Annotated in this window: 18 protein-coding genes; 13 read left to right on the top strand and 5 right to left on the bottom strand. The window is 43.4% G+C overall.

All coding sequences use genetic code 11. The features are described from left to right. Nucleotides 1-463 precede the first annotated feature (463 nt). Nucleotides 464-2,107 (top strand): methyl-accepting chemotaxis protein, encoded by a 1,644-nt coding sequence (locus tag QUF19_RS21740; RefSeq protein WP_286303266.1) that lies wholly within the window; start codon nucleotides 464-466, stop codon nucleotides 2,105-2,107. A 166-nt stretch (nucleotides 2,108-2,273) separates the two neighbouring features. Here QUF19_RS21740 and QUF19_RS21735 read toward each other — a convergent pair whose 3' ends face one another. After that, entirely contained in the window at nucleotides 2,274-3,170 is an 897-nt protein-coding gene (locus QUF19_RS21735) for a lipase secretion chaperone (RefSeq protein WP_286303265.1), read from the bottom strand. Between the two features lie 38 nt (nucleotides 3,171-3,208). Next, nucleotides 3,209-4,150 carry a lipase family alpha/beta hydrolase gene (locus tag QUF19_RS21730; RefSeq protein WP_286303264.1) on the bottom strand — a complete coding sequence of 314 codons (942 nt, stop codon included), beginning with the start codon at nucleotides 4,148-4,150 and terminating at the stop codon, nucleotides 3,209-3,211. Between the two features lie 531 nt (nucleotides 4,151-4,681). Between QUF19_RS21730 and QUF19_RS21725 the strand changes: the two genes are divergently transcribed. Further along, nucleotides 4,682-5,929: an SGNH/GDSL hydrolase family protein gene (locus QUF19_RS21725; RefSeq protein WP_286303283.1), complete on the top strand. Its 1,248-nt coding sequence runs from the start codon at nucleotides 4,682-4,684 to the stop codon at nucleotides 5,927-5,929. A gap of 150 nt (nucleotides 5,930-6,079) precedes the next feature. Here the strand turns inward: QUF19_RS21725 and QUF19_RS21720 are convergent, their stop codons facing one another. Next, nucleotides 6,080-7,411, bottom strand: coding sequence for a DEAD/DEAH box helicase (locus QUF19_RS21720; RefSeq protein ID WP_050652532.1), 1,332 nt, complete (start codon nucleotides 7,409-7,411; stop codon nucleotides 6,080-6,082). A gap of 362 nt (nucleotides 7,412-7,773) precedes the next feature. Between QUF19_RS21720 and QUF19_RS21715 the strand changes: the two genes are divergently transcribed. Further along, nucleotides 7,774-8,040, top strand: coding sequence for an Lpp/OprI family alanine-zipper lipoprotein (locus tag QUF19_RS21715; protein ID WP_004732066.1), 267 nt, complete (start codon nucleotides 7,774-7,776; stop codon nucleotides 8,038-8,040). A 118-nt stretch (nucleotides 8,041-8,158) separates the two neighbouring features. Here QUF19_RS21715 and QUF19_RS21710 read toward each other — a convergent pair whose 3' ends face one another. Continuing rightward, on the bottom strand, nucleotides 8,159-9,154 hold the full coding sequence (locus QUF19_RS21710) for a L,D-transpeptidase family protein (RefSeq protein WP_286303263.1): 996 nt from the start codon (nucleotides 9,152-9,154) through the stop codon (nucleotides 8,159-8,161). A gap of 346 nt (nucleotides 9,155-9,500) precedes the next feature. Here QUF19_RS21710 and deoD point away from each other — a divergent pair, with 346 nt between their 5' ends. From deoD to QUF19_RS21690, 4 genes are all read left to right on the top strand, one after another. Further along, the gene (deoD, locus tag QUF19_RS21705) at nucleotides 9,501-10,211 is read left to right on the top strand and encodes a purine-nucleoside phosphorylase (protein WP_102438328.1); all 711 of its coding nucleotides are present in this window, start codon (nucleotides 9,501-9,503) and stop codon (nucleotides 10,209-10,211) included. Nucleotides 10,212-10,293: 82 nt separating this feature from the next. Further along, the gene (locus QUF19_RS21700) at nucleotides 10,294-11,763 is read left to right on the top strand and encodes a lactate dehydrogenase (RefSeq protein ID WP_286303262.1); all 1,470 of its coding nucleotides are present in this window, start codon (nucleotides 10,294-10,296) and stop codon (nucleotides 11,761-11,763) included. Nucleotides 11,764-11,949: 186 nt separating this feature from the next. Further along, complete coding sequence (locus tag QUF19_RS21695; RefSeq protein WP_286303261.1) at nucleotides 11,950-13,419, top strand: tetratricopeptide repeat protein; 1,470 nt, start codon at nucleotides 11,950-11,952, stop codon at nucleotides 13,417-13,419. Beyond that, a complete protein-coding gene (locus QUF19_RS21690) occupies nucleotides 13,419-14,999 on the top strand; it encodes a GGDEF domain-containing protein (protein ID WP_102438334.1) in 1,581 nt (526 codons plus the stop codon). Before QUF19_RS21695 ends, QUF19_RS21690 begins: the two co-directional genes overlap by 1 nt. Nucleotides 15,000-15,073: 74 nt before the next feature. Here the strand turns inward: QUF19_RS21690 and QUF19_RS21685 are convergent, their stop codons facing one another. Further along, entirely contained in the window at nucleotides 15,074-15,976 is a 903-nt protein-coding gene (locus QUF19_RS21685; RefSeq protein WP_286303260.1) for a DMT family transporter, read from the bottom strand. 268 nt (nucleotides 15,977-16,244) lie between these two features. On the opposite strand from QUF19_RS21685, the gene QUF19_RS21680 reads away from it, so the two are divergent. From QUF19_RS21680 to QUF19_RS21655, 6 genes are all read left to right on the top strand, one after another. Further along, a complete protein-coding gene (locus QUF19_RS21680; protein WP_286303259.1) occupies nucleotides 16,245-16,640 on the top strand; it encodes a DUF3302 domain-containing protein in 396 nt (131 codons plus the stop codon). Further along, the gene (locus QUF19_RS21675) at nucleotides 16,640-17,770 is read left to right on the top strand and encodes an HlyD family secretion protein (RefSeq protein WP_286303258.1); all 1,131 of its coding nucleotides are present in this window, start codon (nucleotides 16,640-16,642) and stop codon (nucleotides 17,768-17,770) included. The genes QUF19_RS21680 and QUF19_RS21675 overlap by 1 nt, the downstream gene beginning before the upstream one ends. Before the next feature lie 348 nt (nucleotides 17,771-18,118). Then, nucleotides 18,119-18,667 (top strand): ECF-type riboflavin transporter substrate-binding protein, encoded by a 549-nt coding sequence (locus tag QUF19_RS21670; protein ID WP_286303257.1) that lies wholly within the window; start codon nucleotides 18,119-18,121, stop codon nucleotides 18,665-18,667. 6 nt (nucleotides 18,668-18,673) lie between these two features. After that, nucleotides 18,674-20,368, top strand: coding sequence for an ABC transporter ATP-binding protein (locus tag QUF19_RS21665; protein WP_286303256.1), 1,695 nt, complete (start codon nucleotides 18,674-18,676; stop codon nucleotides 20,366-20,368). Next, nucleotides 20,365-21,204 carry an energy-coupling factor transporter transmembrane component T family protein gene (locus QUF19_RS21660; RefSeq protein WP_286303255.1) on the top strand — a complete coding sequence of 280 codons (840 nt, stop codon included), beginning with the start codon at nucleotides 20,365-20,367 and terminating at the stop codon, nucleotides 21,202-21,204. The genes QUF19_RS21665 and QUF19_RS21660 overlap by 4 nt, the downstream gene beginning before the upstream one ends. 222 nt (nucleotides 21,205-21,426) lie before the next feature. Then, the gene (locus QUF19_RS21655; protein WP_286303254.1) at nucleotides 21,427-21,897 is read left to right on the top strand and encodes a TetR/AcrR family transcriptional regulator; all 471 of its coding nucleotides are present in this window, start codon (nucleotides 21,427-21,429) and stop codon (nucleotides 21,895-21,897) included. The last annotated feature ends 53 nt before the right edge of the window (nucleotides 21,898-21,950 follow it).

The raw sequence follows: 21,950 nt of genomic DNA, 5'->3' as shown, positions 1-21,950 counted from the left end.
AAATTTCCTTTAGTGGCGTTATTGCCGTAATGTTGTTTTGCTTGAACGGTGCCCACTTTAGAATCTGAATGTGACAGTTGTGTTTCACTTAATTGAAGCCTATATGACAACTACAATTTATTTTCTTGTTTTTCCCCTACCAAATAGCCTTGAAGTAATAAATTGGCCTCATTCATAGGCGCTGAATATTCATTCCAACCTATTTAAGCCAAACCGCTCAATATCTCGCCACCCCTTTAATTACCTAATACCACACAAGGTTCTGTGCTAAATAACCCTATCTTAAAAATGGCTAAAGCCTTGTTTGCACAATAAATAATCAAAATTTATTAAATATCTATCGCATATATCAAAATCGAATCTATTACTGATTGAATTGTCATTCTCAGAAGTTAGAATCGCTGGCTAATTACAATAATAACAATTGCTTCTGCTCATTTACTTATTCAAAGAGGGACAATACATGCGCCAACTTCTCAGTGGCTTATCGATAAAAATACAAATTCTTATTCCAGTACTCTTTTCCGTCGTATTACTTTTGACGGGTGTCATTATCGGTGGTGACAAACTGGAAAATGCTTTTAAAGATGTATCAACAGCAACAGATCAACTCATTCTACATAAAGAAGAACTTAGCGAAATCGTCGACAACAGCTATGGCATGCGTATCAAGGCCATCTACAGCCTATTCAATGCTGATGATGTAAAGACACTAGTAGAAACGCTAAATCAAAAACGTGACCAGAATACTCGACTACTGAATTCGCTTGATACCGTACCAGGTATGCAAGATGAAGTAGCCGCAATGAACAAAGCGATGAATCACTACGTCGACTTTTCTCGCACCACCATGCTCCCTCTATTAAGAGCAAAGCATGGCAATTCAACGCTATCTTCTGACTTTGATAACCGCTACCAGATCGCAATTGACCAATACCGTCACGCGGGTAATGACATGGTGCAAGCAATCAACACGCTTTCTAAAAAGCTCAACCTGCTTGCCACTCAAGAAGTCGACATCAATGGCCAACAACACACCAGCACACTGAATACGGCGACCATTGCCCTTCTAGTGATTCTTTCTATCGCATTAATCATCAGTTGGACGCTTGCTGGCATCATTGTTAAACCGCTTAGCAATATCCAAGAAACCATGCGTGAAGTAGCGAAAGGCAACCTGCTCGTTAAAGCTGAAGAGTATGGCGATAACGAGATCTCGCGCCTTGCCCAAGACGTAAACAAATCGGTTGAGCAATTGCGCGACACAGTAAGTTCACTTTCTCGAATCAGTATTGAAGTGGCATCTGCATCAACAGAGTTGGCGGCTGTGATGACACAATCAAGCGCTAACTCAGATCAAGAGAAGCAAGAGGTGGAGCAAGTTGCTTCTGCAGTAAACCAACTTGAGAGCACAGCTGCACACGTTAACGAGAATGCAGTACAAGCCGATTCAGCGTCTAAGCAAGCCGACGAGATGGCGACACACAGCATGAGTTTGTTTAATGAGAGCAACCAAGCAAACGAGCAAATGGCGATTCAGCTGAGCGAAGCGGCAAACGTTGTAGGCACATTAAAAGAGCACTCGGAGCAAATAGGTAAAGTGATAGAGGTGATTCAAAGCATCTCAGAACAAACCAATCTTCTAGCGCTTAATGCAGCAATCGAAGCAGCTCGTGCCGGGGAAAGTGGCCGTGGTTTCGCCGTTGTAGCCGATGAAGTTCGAATGCTGGCAGCGCGTACACAAGATTCAACTAAAGAGATCCAAGCGATCATCGAAGGCTTGCAGGTTCAATCGGGCAACGCCAATGAGAGCATGAGCAGTTCACTGTCTATGTTAGAGCATAACCAAACGCTCTCAGGCGAGGTAAGTGCAGCCCTTTCAGGCATAGCTAACTCAGTAACCGACATGACTGAAATCAACACTCAGGTTGCCTCTGCCGCAGAAGAGCAAAGCCAAGTGACTGCAGACATCAACCGCAATATCTCCAACATATACAGCCTAGTAAGCCAAAACGTAACCGGCATTACCCAAGCCGCAGCAGCAAGCCACGAGCTATCTAACCTTGCCGAGCAGAAAAAGCAGCAGTTGGATTATTTTAAGGTATAGGGTTTAAGGTATTAAGTTGAGGGAGTAAGGTTTAACGCATAAATTTTAGGGTTTGAGAAATAAAAACACTTAGCTTTATTTACGTTACAACCCACCTAATAACAAAAAACCAGTCCTTGTGACTGGTTTTTTATTTTTGATAGATGCTCTACTGACTCAGCAAACCTTACTGACCATTCTCAGCAGCTCTGATTCTTTCAATCGCTTCTACCCTTCTAAGCTGTTGTGGCTGAAAATGAGCTTCCCTGAGCTGGGCAATCGTCTCTTTTTGTTCAATTTCTGAGAGTGCTGAGTCATTCAAAATGTCATTTCGTTCAACAAAGTAAGTTTCTAAAGCTCCTTCAAAGTCCGATCTTTGTTGATCAAGCACTTCGAGCCTCTGCGTCGCTTCTTCGCCGACCAATTCATTTCTCTTCAAGTATTTGCCTTGTTCATCTAGACCTTCTGAACTGGATAACTGTGGGAGTAATACCTGATTCTGATGGCTCGTTTGAACGTAATCTGGCTGCTCAGATAGATAAGACTCAAGCCTTTGCTGATATTCCGGCTCGTCTAGCCCTTCTTGCTTCAGAAGTAACTTTTCTAAAGCGATGTCCCTCATTCTGTTGTCATGGGTAAATAGAATACTTATCTCGTTCTCACTGAAAAATTGAGATTGGAGCTCGAGCAGCGCTTGATTGAGTGCGCGTAGATCCTCAGCGGATATTGATGTGGTGTCAAATTGCACGTCTAATAATGTCAGTGCCGACTTGTACTCAAGATATTTGGCAAACAGTGCTTCATCGACAATCGTAGCTTGTGATTGCTCGTGGTGTTTTGCCACATTGTCGCGAATATCTTCAAGGGTTAATTCGGTATTGCCTGACACGAAATATTCCATCATGTCTTTGGCTGATGCATTATCAATTTCGGTATCTTGTTGAGAGGTCACCTTCAATGAGGAGGCGTTCTGTTGTTTGTTGTTTGAATTTAGATTGTCTGTTTTTGCAGGCACATATAAAAAGACCGCCGCTGTACTCATCAGGGCTATCGTAGTTATCGACAAAATGACGGTCTTTTTCATTATATTTTCCTTATGATCTTAACTTTGGGCAGTGCGACTTACAGGCCAGCCAATTTCAATCGATTCGCGTGTTGGCGATATAGCGTCACGGGATCGGTCTCAAAGAGATGATGGATACCCAACAACCCATTAATCTCGTCTAGGTGGTTCATTTTGTAATCATCACCAATCACTTTGCCCAAATGCGCGCTGCATGCTCCCACTAACCCGTCATTAGGTTCGTTAAAGGCTAAACCAAGGATTGTCATCGCTCCGTCGGTAGGATCAAGAAGGTTGGTAAAAGTGGAAGATCCTGTCCATGAATAGTAATAAACACCGTTGTTTGCTTGCCATTCACCATCACCACACGCAGACGTCGGAACGCCTTCAGGGTAAAACTGATTGAATGCAAGCGAACCTTCAGTGGTCAACGCTTCAAGAGATGCAAGGCCATCTTGGTCAAGATCCGTTCCACCAGATAACAGGTTGATGAGCGTCGTCAATCCACCAGCCAACTTAACCGCAATACCTTCCGCAGCTGAGCCTTCTGATACGCTTCCACGCACGAGGTCGGCTACTTTCGAGCCTTTATGAACACCACCAATGCTCGTCACCGAAGCAACCAAATCAGGACGTACTGATGCCACATAGCGCGCTGTTGGTCCTCCGTGGCTGTGACCAACTAGGTTCACCTTACTTGCCCCGGTCGCGGCTAACAGTGTTTCAACTTGAGCTAGCAATTGCTCGCCACGTACTTCAGAGCTATTGGTCGCTGATACTTGCGCTACATAGACGCTCGCACCATCTTTGGTTAGGGATTCAGGTACGCCATAGAAGTAGTCGACACCAGCTAATGTATCGAAACCAAACAAACCATGTACCAACATAATGGGATATTTCGTGTCCGTATATCCGCTGACTTCTAACGCCGATGCGCTCGTTCCGGCATAGACACCAAAACTGGATAGGCAGGCTATAGTCCAAATTAATATCTTTTTCAATGCTCTTTCCTTAAACAGATTAGACCTCTGATGAGTAAAGAGAACCGTAGTTGATGATTTTATAAAACAGAAAATAACAACTTGATATTTGTGATATTGAACTTGAATTAAACAGTTGTGATGAACATTAGACAAATAGAATTAGACTAGGCTTCCACACCATAAATTATTGATTAAATTAACATTTAACGAAAACCAATGACGCTAAAACTTCAATTATCTTGACCAAAGATAAGCCCGACACTCACGAAACCGGCTCACCTCTTTTAGATCTACGCCGACAAACTGGCGAGTAGTAGCTCTCAGAAATCGAATATTAAATGATAAATCTCTCGCTTCGTGTTGATTATTTTTCAATCAGAAAGTCGTTGGAAAGTTGATACTTATACCAATTATGGAACGCCAACAACCTGAATGTATTGACGATAATTATTGATTTTCGATATAGGTCGTACCAGTTATTTACTTATCCACTTATCAACAAGCAACAACGTTTTGTTTGGCTCACTAAATATCAAAGAGAATACAGTGATGAAAAATACGGCTTTAATACTCGCGTTAACCATACCATTTGGGGCTTATGCTGCAGATGACTCGATACCGACACCAGAATCGATGACATCAGCACAAGTGCTCAGCACACAAGGTTCAGAGACTTATTCTTATGTTCGATGTTGGTATCGAACCGATGCATCGCACGACTCTGCAGCCACCGATTGGAAATGGGCGAAAAAAGAAAACGGCGACGATTACACGATCAACGGATATTGGTGGTCTTCCGTTTCTTTCAAGAACATGTTCTACAGTGATACCCCACAGTCTGAAATCAAACAGCGTTGTGAGCAGACTCTCGGCATCCAGCATGATGCTGCCGACATCACCTACTTTGCCGCAGACAATCGCTTCTCTTACAATCACTCCATCTGGACCAACGATAACGCAGTTCAAGCCAATACCATTAATCGCATTGTCACTTTTGGTGATAGCCTCTCTGACACTGGCAACCTATTTAATGGCTCTCAATGGGTTTTCCCAAATGCGAACTCATGGTTTTTAGGGCACTTTTCAAACGGTTTAGTCTGGACCGAATATTTAGCAAAAGCCAAAGATGTTCCTCTTTATAACTGGGCCGTGGGTGGTGCAGCAGGTACCAATCAATACGTCGCGCTGACTGGCGTCTATGACCAAGTCACCTCTTACCTAACCTACATGAAAGTCGCTAAAAACTATCGCCCAGAAAACTCCTTGTTTACTCTAGAGTTTGGGCTCAATGACTTTATGAATTACGATCGAGAAGTCGCCGATGTCAAAGCTGATTTCGGCAGCGCTCTGATCCGATTAACGGAATCTGGTGCGAGTAATATCTTGTTGTTCACATTGCCCGATGCGACCAAAGCGCCGCAATTCAAATACTCGACGGAGCAAGAGATCATTAAAGTTCGTGGCAAGATTTTAGAGTTCAACCAATTCATCAAGGCGCAGGCCGAGTATTACCAGAGCCAAGGGAAAAACGTGGTGTTGTTCGATGCAAGTGCGTTGTTCGCCAGCATTACCGATAACCCAGAACAACACGGCTTTCGAAACGCAAGTGACGCCTGTCTTGATCTCAATAGAAGCTCAGCCGCAGACTATTTACGAAGCCACAGCTTGACTAATGATTGCGCGACCTATGGTTCAGACAGTTATGTATTCTGGGGCGTGACACACCCAACTACCGCCACTCACAAATACATCGCAGACCATATCTTGGCGTACTCGTTCTCGACATTCAATTTCTAGCTAACAAGCTCTCTCAGTATCATCAGATACCGCCTGTAAGTACCAAAAGCTAAGGCTTACACAAAGTACAGATACAAAAAAACCGCCATCCTCGGCGGTTTTTGTTTACATCAACCTTTCAAAGCTAAGCTTTTAGGTTATGCAAGTTGATTACTCGTCGTCCACTTTTGGTGCGACTTTCTTCTTAGGGATAAACACGGTATCACCCACAGCCACATTTTGGTGGAAGCTCTTATCGCGCTTAACTGGTTTCTTCGGCGTTTTCTTAGCTTGAGTGTTGGTCTTCTTCTTCGCAGGTCCGCCTTTAGCAAAAGCAGGTTTACGAGGCTTAATGCCTTTGAATTTACCTTTCAAGCCTTCAAGTACTGAGAAAGTAAGATCTTGTTGAAGGTAAAGCTCAACACGCTTAAAGCTATCCCAGTCTTTTGGACCAACCAAAGAGATTGCATCACCTTTATTACCCGCACGACCAGTACGACCAACGCGGTGCACGTACTCTTCCGTATGCTTAGGCATATCAAAGTTGATAACGTGGCTTACGTTTGGAATATCGATACCACGTGAAGCAACATCGGTTGTTACCAAGATCTTGTAAACCGCACGCTCAAATTGGCTCATGATGGCATTACGTTGCGTTTGGTTTAGGTTGCCGCTCAATGCCACAGCTTTAAGCTTCTTCTCGTTCAACTTATCCGTTAAACGGTCAGTATCGGCACGAGTTGCAGTGAAGATCATCACCTGACGGTATTCAGCTTCTTCAATAACACGATCCAAGATCGCTTCTTTGTGATCTAGGTGGTCACACAGGTAGAACTTCTGAGTGATATCAAGGTGCTGTTCGTTAGAAACACCCACTGAGATACGCTTAGGTGCATCTAGCATTTCATTGGCAATGCCATTCACTTCCGCGTGATCAAGCGTTGCAGAGAACATCAACGTTTGACGACGACGGTGTTTAGCAGCATTCGCAATACGACGTAATTCAGGTGCGAAACCTAAATCCAGCATACGGTCAGCTTCATCAAGGATCAGCGTTTCAACACCATCTAAAAACAGTGAACGGTGCTCAAGGTGATCCGCAAGACGGCCTGGAGTCGCAACAATAAAACGAGGGTACTTACGTAGAGCTTTAACTTGGTCGTTAAAGTTTTCACCACCCAAGATAAGTGTGGCTTCGTAAGACAGACCGCCAAGCATGCTACGCAGCTCGCCGTAAACTTGTTTTGCTAGCTCACGAGTAGGAGCCAAAATTACACCACGAGGATCTTTAGCAGAAAACGCTTTTGTTTTTAATGCTTTATGTATCATCGGCAACACAAACGCCAATGTTTTACCTGATCCCGTTTTTGATGAAGCCAATAGATCCTTACCAGCAATAGCAACAGGGATCGCTTTTGATTGGATCTCTGTCGCCTTCTTGAAGTCGTAATGTTTTAAGTTCTTCAGTAAGCGGTTATCTAAGCCTAAATCTTTAAAGTGCAAAGGACTCTCCAGTCATGATGGTATTGAATAAAATTAATTTAACGTGACATGATACCGCGAAAGTACTTTATAAGGATAGAGATCACAGTAAATTTATCCCTTTATCTAATGTTAGCCAGAATATTGTATGCACCGCGAACAAAGGGGTGACCCACCTTTGTACTGCATTATTGCCGCGCCACACACTTCATCTCAAAAGTGAGACAGATTGTGATACCTAGCTAATTACCTCAAAAATTTAGCAATTTCTTTAGTTATTGTTTTTGCAGTTAAAAAATTAGTCGCTACAATCATTAATGAAGCGACTATATGATAAAGAATGTATAGCGCATCTTTTGATGATAAATAAGCAAGGAGTTCTTATGAATAAGACGTTAATCGCAGCTGCAGCCTCAGTATTTATTTTAGCTGGTTGTTCTTCAGAGCCTGAAGAAGCAGCGGTATCAGAAATGGACCAACTAACTAACCAAGTTGCTGAGCTAAGCAGCGAAGTAGAAGCACTTAAGAGTGACAAAGCGGCTGCTGAAATGAAAGCTCAAGAAGCATCAGCTGCGGCTATGGCAGCAAAAGAAGAAGCGGATCGTGCTAACGACCGTATCGACAACATTGCTGAGTCTTACACTAAGTAGTTGAGATTAGAAACTCAATGAAGCTGTAGATTTCAAAAGACGTATATACATGCAGTAAATTGACAACACCACCTCTTTTCGAGGTGGTGTTTTTTATTAAGGGAGGAATGATTCGTTTTTAAAACTCAATCACAGGTGGTGCTATTTCAACAGGCACACCATTTTGAGCGAAGATAACCGCTTTCGCCTTTGAATTAGGCAAATCTGCGTCTTCAAGCCACCATTTTAGTTCAACAGGGATTTGCAGTAATTTCTTAGAGCCATCACTTCGCGTCAAAGGTTCGTGAGCTTCAACAAACACGCTTCTGTCAGGCTCTAAAGACACTTTAATCGGCTCATCGATTATTGTGACTTGTTCACCGCGGCTCACCTGTTCAAAAAGCCACTCAATATCTTTAGGTTCCATACGGATACACCCTGAGCTCACTCGCAAGCCAATCCCAAAGTCTTTATTGGTACCGTGTATCAGATAATCACCAGCACCATAAGCAAGTCGCAATGCATATTCACCTAAAGGATTTTCAGGCCCAGCAGGAACCACTCTTGGTAACTCTATGCCTTTCTCTAAGTACTCTTTGCGGATTGAGTTTGGAGGAGTCCAAGTCGGGTTTGGACGTTTTTGGCTTATCTTGGTGATCATCTCGGGAGTATCACGCCCTACTCGACCAATACCGACCGGGAACACATGTACCTGATTCTTCTCAGGCTCAAAGTAGTACAGCCTTAACTCAGCAAGGTTAATCACAATGCCTTTTCTCGGAGTGTCCGGCAGAATCAAACGACTAGGAATGCTTAGTACATAGCCTTCAGCAGGAAGAAAAGGATCAACCCCTTTGTTTGCCGCCATCAAAGAGAGAAAGCCAATATCGTATTGCTTTGCAATAATAGCCAACGTTTCACCCGCCGCAACTTCATGTTGCTGTATTCTGCCCACGATACGACTTTCTTTTGGTGGCAACTCAAAAGTGGCAGCAGACACCCACGAAGAAGTCATCGTGCCTACAAGCAGAGTTGTTACCAGAGGGAACAAAGTCTTTCTCACAGTAAGCAAAGCGATCTTGCGCAGTTGTGTTTTCATTGCGAGCAAAGGCATCAAGTTAGCGCAATACGACATACAATTCCTTGGTTTATCTTTTATCAAAGTTTAGATTATCGCTGATCAAACGTCTCTACAATGTATTGTTGTCTCTAAACAAATATGCAATAGGTTTATATTTTTAGATTTACCTGTAGATAGCTTGCAAATTACCCATACAAAATCGATTGCCTTTAAGTTTTCAACACATTTGGTTATCAATATTAATAAAACTATAATGTTGGATCTATTTTGTGACTAAAGTCTCATGGAGCCTCGTTTTAACTCGCTAATATTGCCTCAACAAAACGAATTCAATTCAACAGAATCGGTAATTGATTAAATCCTGTTCCTATAATTACCGTTTAAACTTTGGAGAACGACCATGGCTACACCTCATATTAATGCTCAAGCTGGTGATTTCGCAGAAACAGTACTTATGCCGGGCGACCCGCTTCGCGCAAAATACATTGCAGAAACATTCCTTGATGACGTGAAGCAAGTTTGTGACGTTCGCAACATGTTTGGTTACACAGGCACTTACAAAGGTAAGAAAGTTTCTGTAATGGGCCACGGTATGGGTATCCCATCATGCTGCATCTACGTACACGAGCTTATCGCTGAATTCGGCGTGAAAAACGTTATTCGTGTAGGTAGCTGTGGTGCAGTACGTGACGACGTTAAACTAATGGACGTTGTTATCGGTATGGGTGCTTCTACTGACTCAAAAGTAAACCGTATTCGTTTCAACAACCATGACTTCGCTGCTATCGCTGATTTCGGTCTTCTAGAAGAAGCAGTAAGCCAAGCTCGTGCTCAAGAAGTGCCAGTTAAAGTTGGTAACGTATTCTCTGCAGACCTTTTCTACACTCCAGAAGCTGACCTTTTCGAAAAAATGGAAAAGCTAGGCATCCTTGGTGTTGATATGGAAGCAGCTGGTATCTACGGTGTTGCTGCGGATCTTGGTGCTAAAGCGCTAACTATCCTAACAGTATCTGACCACATCATCCGTGGTGAGAAACTAAGCTCAGAAGAGCGTCAAAAATCTTTCAACGACATGATGAAAGTTGCTCTAGAGACTGCAATCAACATCTAACGATTTGATAAAAGATACATTGAAAAGCGTTACCCCGCAGCCAAGCTCATTTGGCTGCTCAAATAATCCCGAGGGGGAGATCGTGTCTAACGACAAGCTGCCAAAAGATGCGGATGGTTTGCAACTCAACTTTTGTAAAACATTGGCGTGTGACAACTTTGGCTTGAGCGATGCAAAACGGTATGTTTTGCAACACGCTAACCCTAAGCGTCCAGCGATGGTTTGTCGTGAATGTGGAGCTTTCCCCCCCTTACTTAACAATCGTGAAGTGTTAAGCGAACTTCATCGCCTGAGACAACTTCACAGCGATGGCCTTCCTGCTTGCCGCAATGATGATTGCGATAACTTTGGCCTATCGGTTCATACCCACAAACATCTTTATCATGCCTTCGGTTACAGTGGTGACAGGCAGCGTTATCGATGCAAAGACTGCCAATCAACCTTCGTTGATAAGTGGTCTGGATCCAATAAAAAACTTCAGTTTCAAGAGAACCTCATGGGCTTATTGTTCATGGGCTATTCTGTACGTGAAATCTGTAGAAAATTAGAGATCAACCCAAAGACTTTCTATGATCATGTTGACCATATCGCCAGCCGTTGTCGTCGTAAATTAGCGATGATCGATGCTCGATGGGTTAATCATGCCAAAGACTATCAATTCGCTTCCCATTATCAGCGCTTACAACCACAAAGTAATAACGGTGTGGTCTGGATCGCAACGGGCGAGGCGCATTCTGGCTATATCCTTTGCCAGCATGTCAATTACTCTCAAAATGAAGAGCCTTCGGGAAATGTTGACCACAACCCCTACGACGATGTGGCACGCTTTGTCTCAAAAGACCACTCATCAGAGGCAAACCTCGAACTTCCTCAGCCTTCTGAGAAGTTGAAAGAGCGTATTGAGCAGCAGTATCAAGTGATCCTCGCGAGAGGCAACGTTGAGGACCCTATGGGTAACCTCACTACGTTTAGCTATCCTTCTAAAGGGGCACTCATTCGACCGCCTTACACCTCTTATGCACACTTCTTACATGTGTTGGATATGTGTGACGAGAGTAAGCATGTCGCCATTTATATGCCACAAGACCCATTACTAAGATCTGCCGCCCTAAGCGTTTGCTTGCCGCGCATACAGAGTCAAAATATTGACCTTATGTATGTAGAGGAAGATCCAGGCTGGCAAGACGATCAAAGTTTTGAAAAGATCGACATTGTGCACATGAGTTGGTGGCGCGATCGTTGGGCTATTGCCAATCAAGGTGATAACCAGAAAGGCATTTGCTACCTAACAGGTAACAATCCAGAGCCAAAACAGTGGTTTAACACCGCATCTATTCAACAAACTAAGTTCTATCAACAACGCTTCCAAGTTCTGTTTGATAGCTTCATTAATGAACCTAGACGTAAACTTCGTCCAGGTGGCATTCTTCCATTACTCGACATATTCAGAGCTTGGCACAATCTGTGCTACCAAGATAAGCAAGGGCTAACTGCGGCACAACGTTTAGACGTAACTGAGCAGCCATTAACCCTAAAGCAACTACTTTCATAGATAACTATAAACTAGACATTTATTTGGGAACTCATTGATTTTAAAGCAACAACATGAGGTAACACCCATAAATGGAAAAGATACATGTTCCTTACATGCTCTACGAAAGATAATTAGTGCTTATCCTAAATCACACTCTTATAATGATTGTGTTATCAATATGTTCGATAATTATGGATCTAAGCCTTGGACAAAAATCAGTACCTTCTTGAAACAGAACTAGAACAACTCAAAACTCGTGTCGACTCTGAACCGTTGGTGATCCTTGAGATTGCACAACAGTGCCTCGTCAGATCAGAGCAAGTTCTGTTTGAAGAGGGCGCGATTCAGTCACTGATGCTGATGGCAAGATGTAGCTGGAACCTGATGGATTACCAGACAGGTTTAAAGCACATCAAAGAAGCCTACAAACGACAGAACCGCTTAGACACCGACCTTTTCCTCCCTGAAATCCTTCACCTACATGCGCTCCAGTTCTGGGGACAAGCCAAATATTATTCAGCTCAACAGTTTTGGATCAATGCCTTAGAGCAATCAGCACTGGTTGACGAAGTTGAGATACAAATTGAATGCTTGATTGGCCTCGGCAATATTTGGCGAATGACTCACGAATACAAGCTAGCCCGCTCTACCCACCAGCTCGCCGTAAAAGTGGCGAACATTAGCCGAATTGGCTGGTTAGAAGGCAAAGCAAGAATACTGCTCGCTTGGGATTATTACCTGCTCAACAATTACGTTGAGATGTTATCGGTACTGGATGGGGCGGAAGAAGCACTTAAAGAACATAAAGATAACACCTGGCATGCCGAAGTCTGGGACTTTAGAGGCCTTGCTTTGCTTGGCTTAGAACGCTTAGACGATGCAGAACGAGCAACAGCCAAAGCGCATACGCTTGCAGTCGAGCACAACCTAATTTGGATGAAGGCGCACTCTTACATCAGTCGAGCTCGATTAGAACTTCTGAGAAAAAGACCTGAACACGCCGCTGAGTTGCTCAAGCTTGCTGAACAATCTGCAAACGAGTTCGACAATGGTGAATTACTGAGCCAGATCTGCTATCAACAATCTTTGGTTGCAGAAGAAAACCAAGATTTTAAAGCTGCATTAATCGCCTTCAAGAAATACCGTCAATATTCTATCGGTATGCTTCGCGAACAAACGACACGTGTTGGCCTAGATAAAGCGCGAAGTTCAAAACGCCAACTTGAACAGAGAGCACGAAAGCTTATAAACCGCATTCGTGGTCAACATGAATACGATCCAGAAAAGCACTTTTCTTTTGTTGTCTCTGAGACGTTTTGGTGGGAGCAATTGGTTCTCTTCAAAACAGAACTCAAACGTTCGAATCACAGCATCATCATGTTTCAACACGTAGACCCCGACTACTTAGATGTCTGTACCGAAATCGCTCATACCCTATGTAATCAAAACGATTTCATTTCAAGGCTGAGCTCCGAACGTGTCGCACTGATGCTTTCCGAGAAAGATGAGGCAGCAGAGCAAACCTTCAAAACTCTAACCACCATGCTTGATATGTTCCCTTGGCATCGAAAAGGATTAAAAGGTTCAAAACCTACCGTCAGCCTCAATGACATTTTGACGTTCCCGTTCACTCTTGAACAACTAGAAGAAGATGATGCCGAGGTAAGAGATTGATGGAAACGCTATTAAGTAAGATCACTGACGCAGGTTTAGATCCGTCATCGGTATCGGGCGAAGAAGCGATCATATTCTGGGATCACATTCGCCAGCACGTTTCGACAACCAAAACAGAACAAGCCCACTGCTATATCATCAGCTCGGAATACCGTGCTGAGTTGCAACAAAACCAAGCCAGTATTGATGAACTCAGATTGGCACTCGACCTGCTCCACTTACCTACCGACATCGAAGACATCCTTACGGTGAAAACCAGTTTAAGTGATCGTCTCGTCGAAATTGGTGACTACACCTCAGCCCTGAATGAATTCGTCAGCTCATCATCAATCGCTGTTGAACATGGCTACATTGATGAGTACGTAATGGCTATTTTGGGAATGGGCAACCTGTGTGATGCCTATGGTGATCACAGCCGAGCGCTACGCTACTATCAAAAGATCAATAGCATCGATCACGCAATCAGCAGTCGTTCACTTCGTCTTAAATTCAAGCTGCATATGGTGGCGAGCCTTCTGCTACTCAATCGTATTACGGCGGCGACGGATTTGCTCAACGAATGTGAAGAGCTGAGCATTCTCGTCAGCGACAAGTTGTTGACCGCACAGATAGCGCTTTATCAAGCCAAGGTGCTTCGTGCTAAGAAAAAGTACCATGAAGCATTACGCTGCCTGTCTAAAGTTCAATATTCAGCAAAGAACACACAAGCAAGCTGGTTAACCACCATGACTCGCTTAGAGCTCGCACGCTGCTTAAGTGCAATCAATAAGCAAGAATACGCAAGTATGATCTTATCGAGTACAGACAAACGAGTGAAAGACTATTCGTCTCCCGTGCTTGCAAAACGTTTCTACGACTCATTGAGTGATGTGTGTATGAATCAAGGCCACTTCCAAGAGGCCCTGAGCTATGAGAAGAAAGGCTACCGCATAGAAACGGACTTAATGAAGCAGATTCCAATCAGTGAGCTTGGTGCAAGTCAATTGCGCCGCCTGTCTCGTTTCGAGCTTAAACTCAAGCTGATCTTATCTGAACAAGAGAATAGAGAACTCAAAGAAACCACTGAGCAGCACAAAAATGCCGTTGCTCAACTGCAACAAGACGTCTTTACCGATCCGCTGACAGGTTTGCATAACCGTCGATGGTTAGATGTAAAACTGAAAGACATGTTGCTGCACGAAACGCCTTTCGCGTTAATGGTGGTTGATATTGACCACTTTAAGTCAATCAATGACGAACTCAGCCACTTAGTGGGCGACAAAGCGATTGTAAGCGTATCTCAAGAACTCAGTGCCTACTTCAAATTTAGAGGCGCATCTTGTGTCCGGTTTGGTGGAGAGGAATTCTTAGTCATCCTTGAGAACACCAACCTTGCTAAGGCAGAAATGCATTCGGAAAATTACCGCGAACGCATCTTTCAATTTGGCTGGCATGAGATACTGGGTGAACGCGGTTTAACCGTCAGCATTGGTATCACGTTACATCGCGAAGGAGAAAATACTCAACGTACCTTCTATCGAGCAGATAAAGCTCTATACCGAGCCAAAGCCAACGGCCGTAACCAGGTGTGCACTGAGTAGGTAAATAAGATTAGAGTAAGTGCAGAGCATGCTCTGTGCTTACTCACCATTAATAGTCGTAGATCCAGGCAGAGCTATTGATAGAAAAACAGAGAGATCCCACCTAAAGCGACAAGCGTCCCGATGATACTTTGCTTTGACACCTTTTCTCCTTTAAGCGCATAGATCACCAAAATAAAGACCGGACTGGTCGCTATCAGTGTCTGTGCAATCGCAGGATTGGCATTTTTCAACGCCACTTGCTGAAGCCATAAAGCGAGGAATGTCCCAACAAAGATTGCCCCTAGAAGCCAAAGCTTATCGAGTTTAGTCATCGCCCATAAATCTCTTTTTATTGACGAATATGGCTTCTTCTCAACAAACGGGATAATGAGCATTACAGCCAACACACCAATCGTCAGGCGAATCAAAGCACCTAACAAAGGCGGAATGTCACCTGCCACTAGAGCATAATGGGAAATAACCACACCCGAAGCCTGGCACACACTCGCCACAAGCCCGTATCCAATGCCGCTCCATTGCGCTTTGTCACTAGATTCTCCGCTCACCGATTTAGACGGTTGAAACACGACAAAAGTAACTGCGAGCGTGGTGATTACAACACCTAACCAGCTTTGTAAGGTCAAGGCTGCACCGAGGAACATCAACGCCAGCACACCTGAAAGCGGAGGAGCCAAAGATTCAAGTAACAGGGTCTTGTTGGCACCTATTCTTCTCAACGCCGCAAAATAAGCGCTGTCTCCAATCGCGATACCTATCACGCCAGAGATAGCCAATATCCAAAAGTGGTTAGCACTCAGTTCAAGCTCAGGCATCGGAATAAGAGGCATCACAAGCAGCATCATTCCAGAAGCGACTACGCCTTTAACAATATTCAGCTGCATCGCAGAAAAACGATGCCCAAACTGCCCATAAATCCATGTCGCACACGCCCACACAATCGCAGCACCAATAGCGGCCAATTCACCTATATACATCCGAATTTATCCTTTGTGGTTATGCACGTAATTTAGAACCATACTCTTTATCGAACCAATGTCTTCATCGCTTCAACTAGATTTCCTTACCCAATGCCATAAACTCCCCACCAAACGTGGTTACGATTTTATAAGATTCAACAATGATTTTGTTCGCATTAGAAGCGAAAACACATTATTTGTAACTGGGTAAATCATTTTTATAACAATTACTTGGATGATAGCGTACTATATTTATAACTAATATCTAACATTACAAGGACCTGTTATGTTTTTAGACTATTTTGCTCTCGGTCTACTCATTTTCGTAGCATTAGTAATCTTTTACGGCATCATCGTTATTCACGATATTCCCTATGAAATAGCGAAAGAACGCAATCACCCTCATCAAGATGCTATTCATGTCTCAGGCTGGGTTAGCCTATTCACCTTACACACTATTTGGCCATTTCTTTGGATTTGGGCCACGCTCTGGCGTAAAGATCGCGGTTGGGGTTTTGCCAAACTTGAAGAAGAACAACACGACATCCATCACCGTGTCGATATTTTAATTGATCAAGTCAGCACCCTTCAGGAAGAAATCGCGCAACTCAAACAAGCCGATTCAGTGAAAGAGAATCAAGCTAAAGAGCAGAATAACGCTCAAGATCAGGAGGTTAAGTAATGGATTTACTGCTGATAATGACCTACGCGGCGCTTTGTATCACCATTTTCAAGGTGTTCAATATCCCGCTAAATAAGTGGACAGTACCCACAGCCGTTCTTGGTGGTGTAATCATCGTAGGCACACTCATTCTGCTGATGAACTACAACCACCCTTTCACGCAGATCGGTAACCAAGTTTACTCAACCACACCTGTCGTTTCAGGCGTTAGAGGTAAAGTTATCGAAGTTCCTGTTGAGGCAAACAAACCTCTTAAGCAAGGGGATATTCTTTTCAAAATCGACCCTATTCCATTTGAAGCAGAGGTCGCAAGATTAGAGGCAAAAGTAAAAGAAGCAAGCCAAGGTGCCCTTGGAATGGAGTCTGAAGTCACTGAAGCAGAGGCTGCAAAAATCAAAGCTATTGCAGAAAGAGATAAGGCCCAACGTGAGTTCTCTCGTTACAAGCGCGGTTATGACAGTGGCGCCTTTACCGAACAGCAATTAGATACTCGCAGACAAGCTTACAAGGCATCAGAAGCCGCTGTAAAAGTTGCAGACGCGAATCTAGAACAAGCAAAAATTTCTTTGGATTCTGAAATCGGTGGCGAAAATACCGCTGTTTTAAGTTTATTAGCTGAATTACGTAAAGCTCAGTTCGACTTAGAACAAACCGTGGTTCGCGCTCCCACTGACGGATACGTTACGCAACTAGCATTACGCCCAGGTGTAATGGCAGTTCCACTTCCTTTAGCTCCTGTGATGACGTTTGTTCACACAGAGGAGCAGTTCTATACCGCAGCGTTCAGACAAAACTCCTTACAACGCCTACAACCGGGTTACGAAGCTGAGTTCTTGTTTAGAGCATTACCAGGGAAAATATTCAAAGGACGTATTGATGAAGTAATTCCAGCTATTGGTGAGAGCCAATTCCAAGCTAGAGGCGCGCTTCTAGGTACTGATGCGTTGCGTACCAGTGGTCGTGTGTTTGTTAAATTGAGCATCACTGATGATCTGTCTGACTACCATTTGCCTATGGGTACTGCAGTTGAAGTTGCCGTTTATTCTGACAGCTTCACTCACGTGTCTATCATGCGTAAGGTACTTATTCGTATGAAGAGTTGGCAGAATTACTTATACCTAGATCACTAAGCTATCCATACCTAGATCACTACATAGCTTGTATCTAGACCATAAATAGCCGGTAACTAGACCTCAAGTAGATCTAACATATTGTTAATATGAATGAAAAAGCCAGACTCGTTCTGGCTTTTTTGTTGACCAATTAACCACAAAATCGTGCATTCTTTGGGTTATTCCCACGTTCAGATGGAATTTTAGACATCTAGACACTTACCTTCCCTTATGGAAGGGTTCTGCTATATAATGCGCGCCTTATTTTTTATATTTGCCCAAAAAACGATCTCATTGAGACACATATTAATAGTGGCGAATATTGGTTCTTTATTATGCTTTATCTTTCAGTATTCGAGGTTATCTATGAACTTTTCAGCTAAAACAGTCGTCGTTATCGCTATAGGCGCGGCACTGTACGGCATTGGTGGTTTGCCTATGTTTGGTGTCCCAGTGTTTGCTAACACGACATTAAAGCCAGCAATGGCAGTTCTAGCACTGTTTTCTGTTCTGTTTGGCCCGATTGTTGGCTTCTTAGTTGGCTTTATTGGCCACTGGGTAACGGACTTGTTCGCAGGTTGGGGCGTATGGTTAACTTGGGTGTTAGGCTCAGGCATCGTGGGTATGGTTATTGGTCTGTTCCCTATGGTAACCAAAAACCGCCTTCAACAAGGCGAACTGCCAATGAAAGACTTTGCGTTGTTCGTTGTACTTGCCCTTATTGGTAATGTTGTCGGATATGGCTGTTCTGTATTCTTAGATACTATTCTTTACGCAGAACCGTTCACGAAAGTCTTCACTCAACTGTCTATTATCGCTGCGGGTAACACCGTTCTGATCGCTGTTGTGGGTTTCCTGATCCTTAAATCAGTCGCTAAACGCAATAAGCAAAGCCGCAACCTGACTGAGGCATAAGCGATAATGACTATAGCATTTTCGAACTTCTCTTTTAGATATGAGTCGCTGGATAAACCGACGCTAAAAAATATCAATCTAAGGATAGAGAAAGGAGAGAAAATCGTCATTATTGGACCGAGTGGGAGTGGTAAATCGACCCTAGGTCAGTGTCTCAATGGTCTGATACCTCATGCCATTAAAGGTGAAGTCACAGGTTCTTTAGAGATCAACGGCAAGAACATTTCTGAGTTTTCGATGCACGACTATACCGAGCAAGTCGGCACGGTATTACAAGATACTGATAGCCAATTTGTGGGGTTAAGTATCGGCGAAGATATCGCGTTCGCATTAGAAAACCAGTTGATGTCGAACATTGATATGTACCCGTTAGTTAAGTCGACCGCAAAAATGGTCGACCTAGCGGATATGCTTGAACGCTCTCCACACGACCTTTCAGGCGGCCAGAAACAACGAGTTTCGTTAGCCGGTATTCTAGTCGATGATGTCGATATCTTGCTGTTTGATGAGCCTCTAGCGAGCCTTGACCCTAAAACAGGAAAGGCAACGATTGAGATCATCGACCAACTTCATAAAGAAACCAACAAAACTATCGTGATTATCGAGCACCGCCTTGAGGATGTCCTGCATCGCGATATTGATCGTGTGATCTTAATGGAACGTGGTGAAATCGTCGCGGACATGACACCCGATGAAATCTTAGCTTCTGAACTACTTGATAAGCACGGTATTCGTGAACCTCTTTATCTGTCTGCGCTTAAAGCAGCAAAAGCACCTCTGACTAGCGAAGATAAGCTTTCAAACCTCAAAGCGTTGGATTACAAAAGATTCCGCCCTTCAGTACAAGGTTGGTTTGCTGAACGCCCTGCACCGCTAGCAGAGAAGCAGTACACGCCTTTACTCGAAGTACATGGCCTGACTTACTCTTACGACGGCGAAAAGAATGCGCTTGAAGATGTCAGCTTCAAGATTGGCAAGGGTGAGTTTGTTTCAATACTGGGTAAAAACGGCTCGGGTAAGTCCACCATCACCAAGATTGTTATGGGTGTGATTGACGCTGATTCAGGCTCTTCGTACCTTAATGGCGAAGACCTATCTGAGCTTTCCATCTTCGAAAGAAGTCAGAAAGTCGGTGTAGTAATGCAGAACCCGAACCATATGATCTCGCATCATATGATTTTCGACGAGATTGCATTTGGCCTTCGTAACCGCGGCGTTGCAGAAGATCAAATAAAACAAAAAGTTGAGAACGTTCTTGAGCTATGTGGACTAAGCAAGTTCCGTCACTGGCCCATCGAAGCTCTAAGCTATGGTCAGAAAAAACGTGTGACGATTGCCTCTATCTTAGTATTGGAGCCTGAGCTTCTTATCTTAGATGAACCTACAGCTGGTCAAGATTACCGTAACTACACATCCATGCTGGCGTTTATTCAAAAGCTCAATCGCGATTTAGGCATTACCGTTGTGATTATTTCACACGACATGCATCTCGTTCTAGAGTACACCACACGTTCAATCGTGATTGCAGACAGTAAGCTGATTGCCAATGCCGCGATGACGGAAGTATTCAGTCAACCATCACTATTAGAACGCGCAAATCTTTGTACCACCAGTATTTATGAACTCGCGACTATGATGAAAATCGACAACACCAATGCATTTATGCAGTACTTCATCGACTACGAGAGAAGCGCTCAATGAATGCATCTAAAGTAAAATTCGGCATCAATTACATTGATACAAAATCGCCACTGCATGCTCTTAACGGCATAACGAAGTTTGCACTCTTCTTGGCTTGGGTAACCGTTGTCCTTACAACCTTCGATCTCAGGCTCATTGTTGTTTTGATCCTGACTGGCTTATACCTATTAAAACTGACTCAAGTTCCAGTGCGTGTTTACAAGCCGCTATTGATTGGTACGGCAAGTGTTCTGAGCCTAAACGCCTTATTTATGTATTTACTGGCCCCACAACAAGGTCCTGAACTCATCGGTAGCGAAACTCTGATGTTGACGCTTCCTGGCAACTATTCATTGAGCCAAGAGACACTGTTTTACTTAGTGACTGTCACGCTCAAATACATGAGTATGTTCCCGATAGCGTTGATCTTTGTCTTCACGACGCACCCAACTGAGTTTGCAGCAAGCCTTAACCGTATCGGTGTTCCTTACAAGATTGCGTATGCGGTGAGCTTAACATTGCGTTATTTGCCTGAAGTTAAAAAAGACTTCATCAATATCATGCATGCTCAACAGGCTCGCGGCGTCGAACTATCAAAGAAAGCACCACTAATCACTCGCATCAAAAATGTTGCTAAAGTGTTAGGCCCATTGATTTTTTCGAGCTTGGACAGAGCAGATGAGATTTCAAATGCGATGACACTGCGCGGTTTTGGACGACACAAAGCACGTACTTGGTACAGCTATGCACCTCTAAAACGTATCGACTTTATGTGCTTAACGGTCATCGCCTTGATAGTGATATTGGCTATTGTAAAACGAATTCTTGAAACTGAATTGTTTTGGTATCCGTTCTAGTTTTCATTTACCAAATATAAACAGCAACTTAAAATAACACACCGCTCAATAGAGCGGTGTTTTTGTATCGGCTCAAAGCTGATTAAAATTCAAGCGAACGATCTATGTTTATCGACTTTTGACGATAAACTGACGTTTTATTTACCTATAGTGTTTGAGATCTCTATCAGAAACTCTTAATATATGTTGTTTACAGAATGTTACACTCAATAGAGATTTGTAATGGCTCGAATTACTCAAGTACAGAAACTAGAAAACCAAAAGCACTACGATGAAATCGTACTAAACCTTTTTCTGGCTGAAGGACATGAAGCACTAACTTATGCAAGGATTGCTCAAGAAATTGGCATTAGTTTAACGACGCTTCAGGGCTATTATTCATCGACACGCGCTATCCGCTCAGTGCTTCACAAGCATATGTTATCGATTGTTATCGAGAGCCTAGACTTCTCGTCAGAGGAGGCATTTGTTAAATCTTGGCAAGATGCTCTAGATAACGAACGGTTTCGATACGTTATTAAATTGATGTTTTTCCACGCATCACAAGTAAAGAGTCCAGAAGAATTTAATGTCAGTTCAGATGGTCAATTTCGTGAGAAGATGTTTGAGAGCTTTGGGACCGATTCGGTTCGTATCCTTGAAACTGTCGTAGGTCGCTCAATGTTCTATCTAACGAATTTCAACAAGCATTAAGCCAAACAGATAGAAAAAAAGGGAGCCCAAAGGCTCCCTTTTTATTTTGATTT

The organism is Vibrio sp. FE10 (genome assembly GCF_030297155.1).
Classification (GTDB): Bacteria; Pseudomonadota; Gammaproteobacteria; order Enterobacterales; family Vibrionaceae; genus Vibrio; species Vibrio apostichopi.
The sequence above is the reverse complement of the archived record's forward strand: the minus strand, read 5'-3'. Positions and strand labels throughout refer to the sequence as shown.

Coding starts and splice junctions, on each gene's coding strand:
- QUF19_RS21740 (WP_286303266.1), top strand. CDS start 464: ATGCGCCAACTTCTCAGTGGCTTATCGATAAAAATACAAATTCTTATT.
- QUF19_RS21735 (WP_286303265.1), bottom strand. CDS start 3,170: ATGAAAAAGACCGTCATTTTGTCGATAACTACGATAGCCCTGATGAGT.
- QUF19_RS21725 (WP_286303283.1), top strand. CDS start 4,682: ATGAAAAATACGGCTTTAATACTCGCGTTAACCATACCATTTGGGGCT.
- QUF19_RS21715 (WP_004732066.1), top strand. CDS start 7,774: ATGAATAAGACGTTAATCGCAGCTGCAGCCTCAGTATTTATTTTAGCT.
- QUF19_RS21710 (WP_286303263.1), bottom strand. CDS start 9,154: ATGTCGTATTGCGCTAACTTGATGCCTTTGCTCGCAATGAAAACACAA.
- deoD (WP_102438328.1), top strand. CDS start 9,501: ATGGCTACACCTCATATTAATGCTCAAGCTGGTGATTTCGCAGAAACA.
- QUF19_RS21690 (WP_102438334.1), top strand. CDS start 13,419: ATGGAAACGCTATTAAGTAAGATCACTGACGCAGGTTTAGATCCGTCA.
- QUF19_RS21685 (WP_286303260.1), bottom strand. CDS start 15,976: ATGTATATAGGTGAATTGGCCGCTATTGGTGCTGCGATTGTGTGGGCG.
- QUF19_RS21680 (WP_286303259.1), top strand. CDS start 16,245: ATGTTTTTAGACTATTTTGCTCTCGGTCTACTCATTTTCGTAGCATTA.
- QUF19_RS21675 (WP_286303258.1), top strand. CDS start 16,640: ATGGATTTACTGCTGATAATGACCTACGCGGCGCTTTGTATCACCATT.
- QUF19_RS21670 (WP_286303257.1), top strand. CDS start 18,119: ATGAACTTTTCAGCTAAAACAGTCGTCGTTATCGCTATAGGCGCGGCA.
- QUF19_RS21665 (WP_286303256.1), top strand. CDS start 18,674: ATGACTATAGCATTTTCGAACTTCTCTTTTAGATATGAGTCGCTGGAT.
- QUF19_RS21660 (WP_286303255.1), top strand. CDS start 20,365: ATGAATGCATCTAAAGTAAAATTCGGCATCAATTACATTGATACAAAA.
- QUF19_RS21655 (WP_286303254.1), top strand. CDS start 21,427: ATGGCTCGAATTACTCAAGTACAGAAACTAGAAAACCAAAAGCACTAC.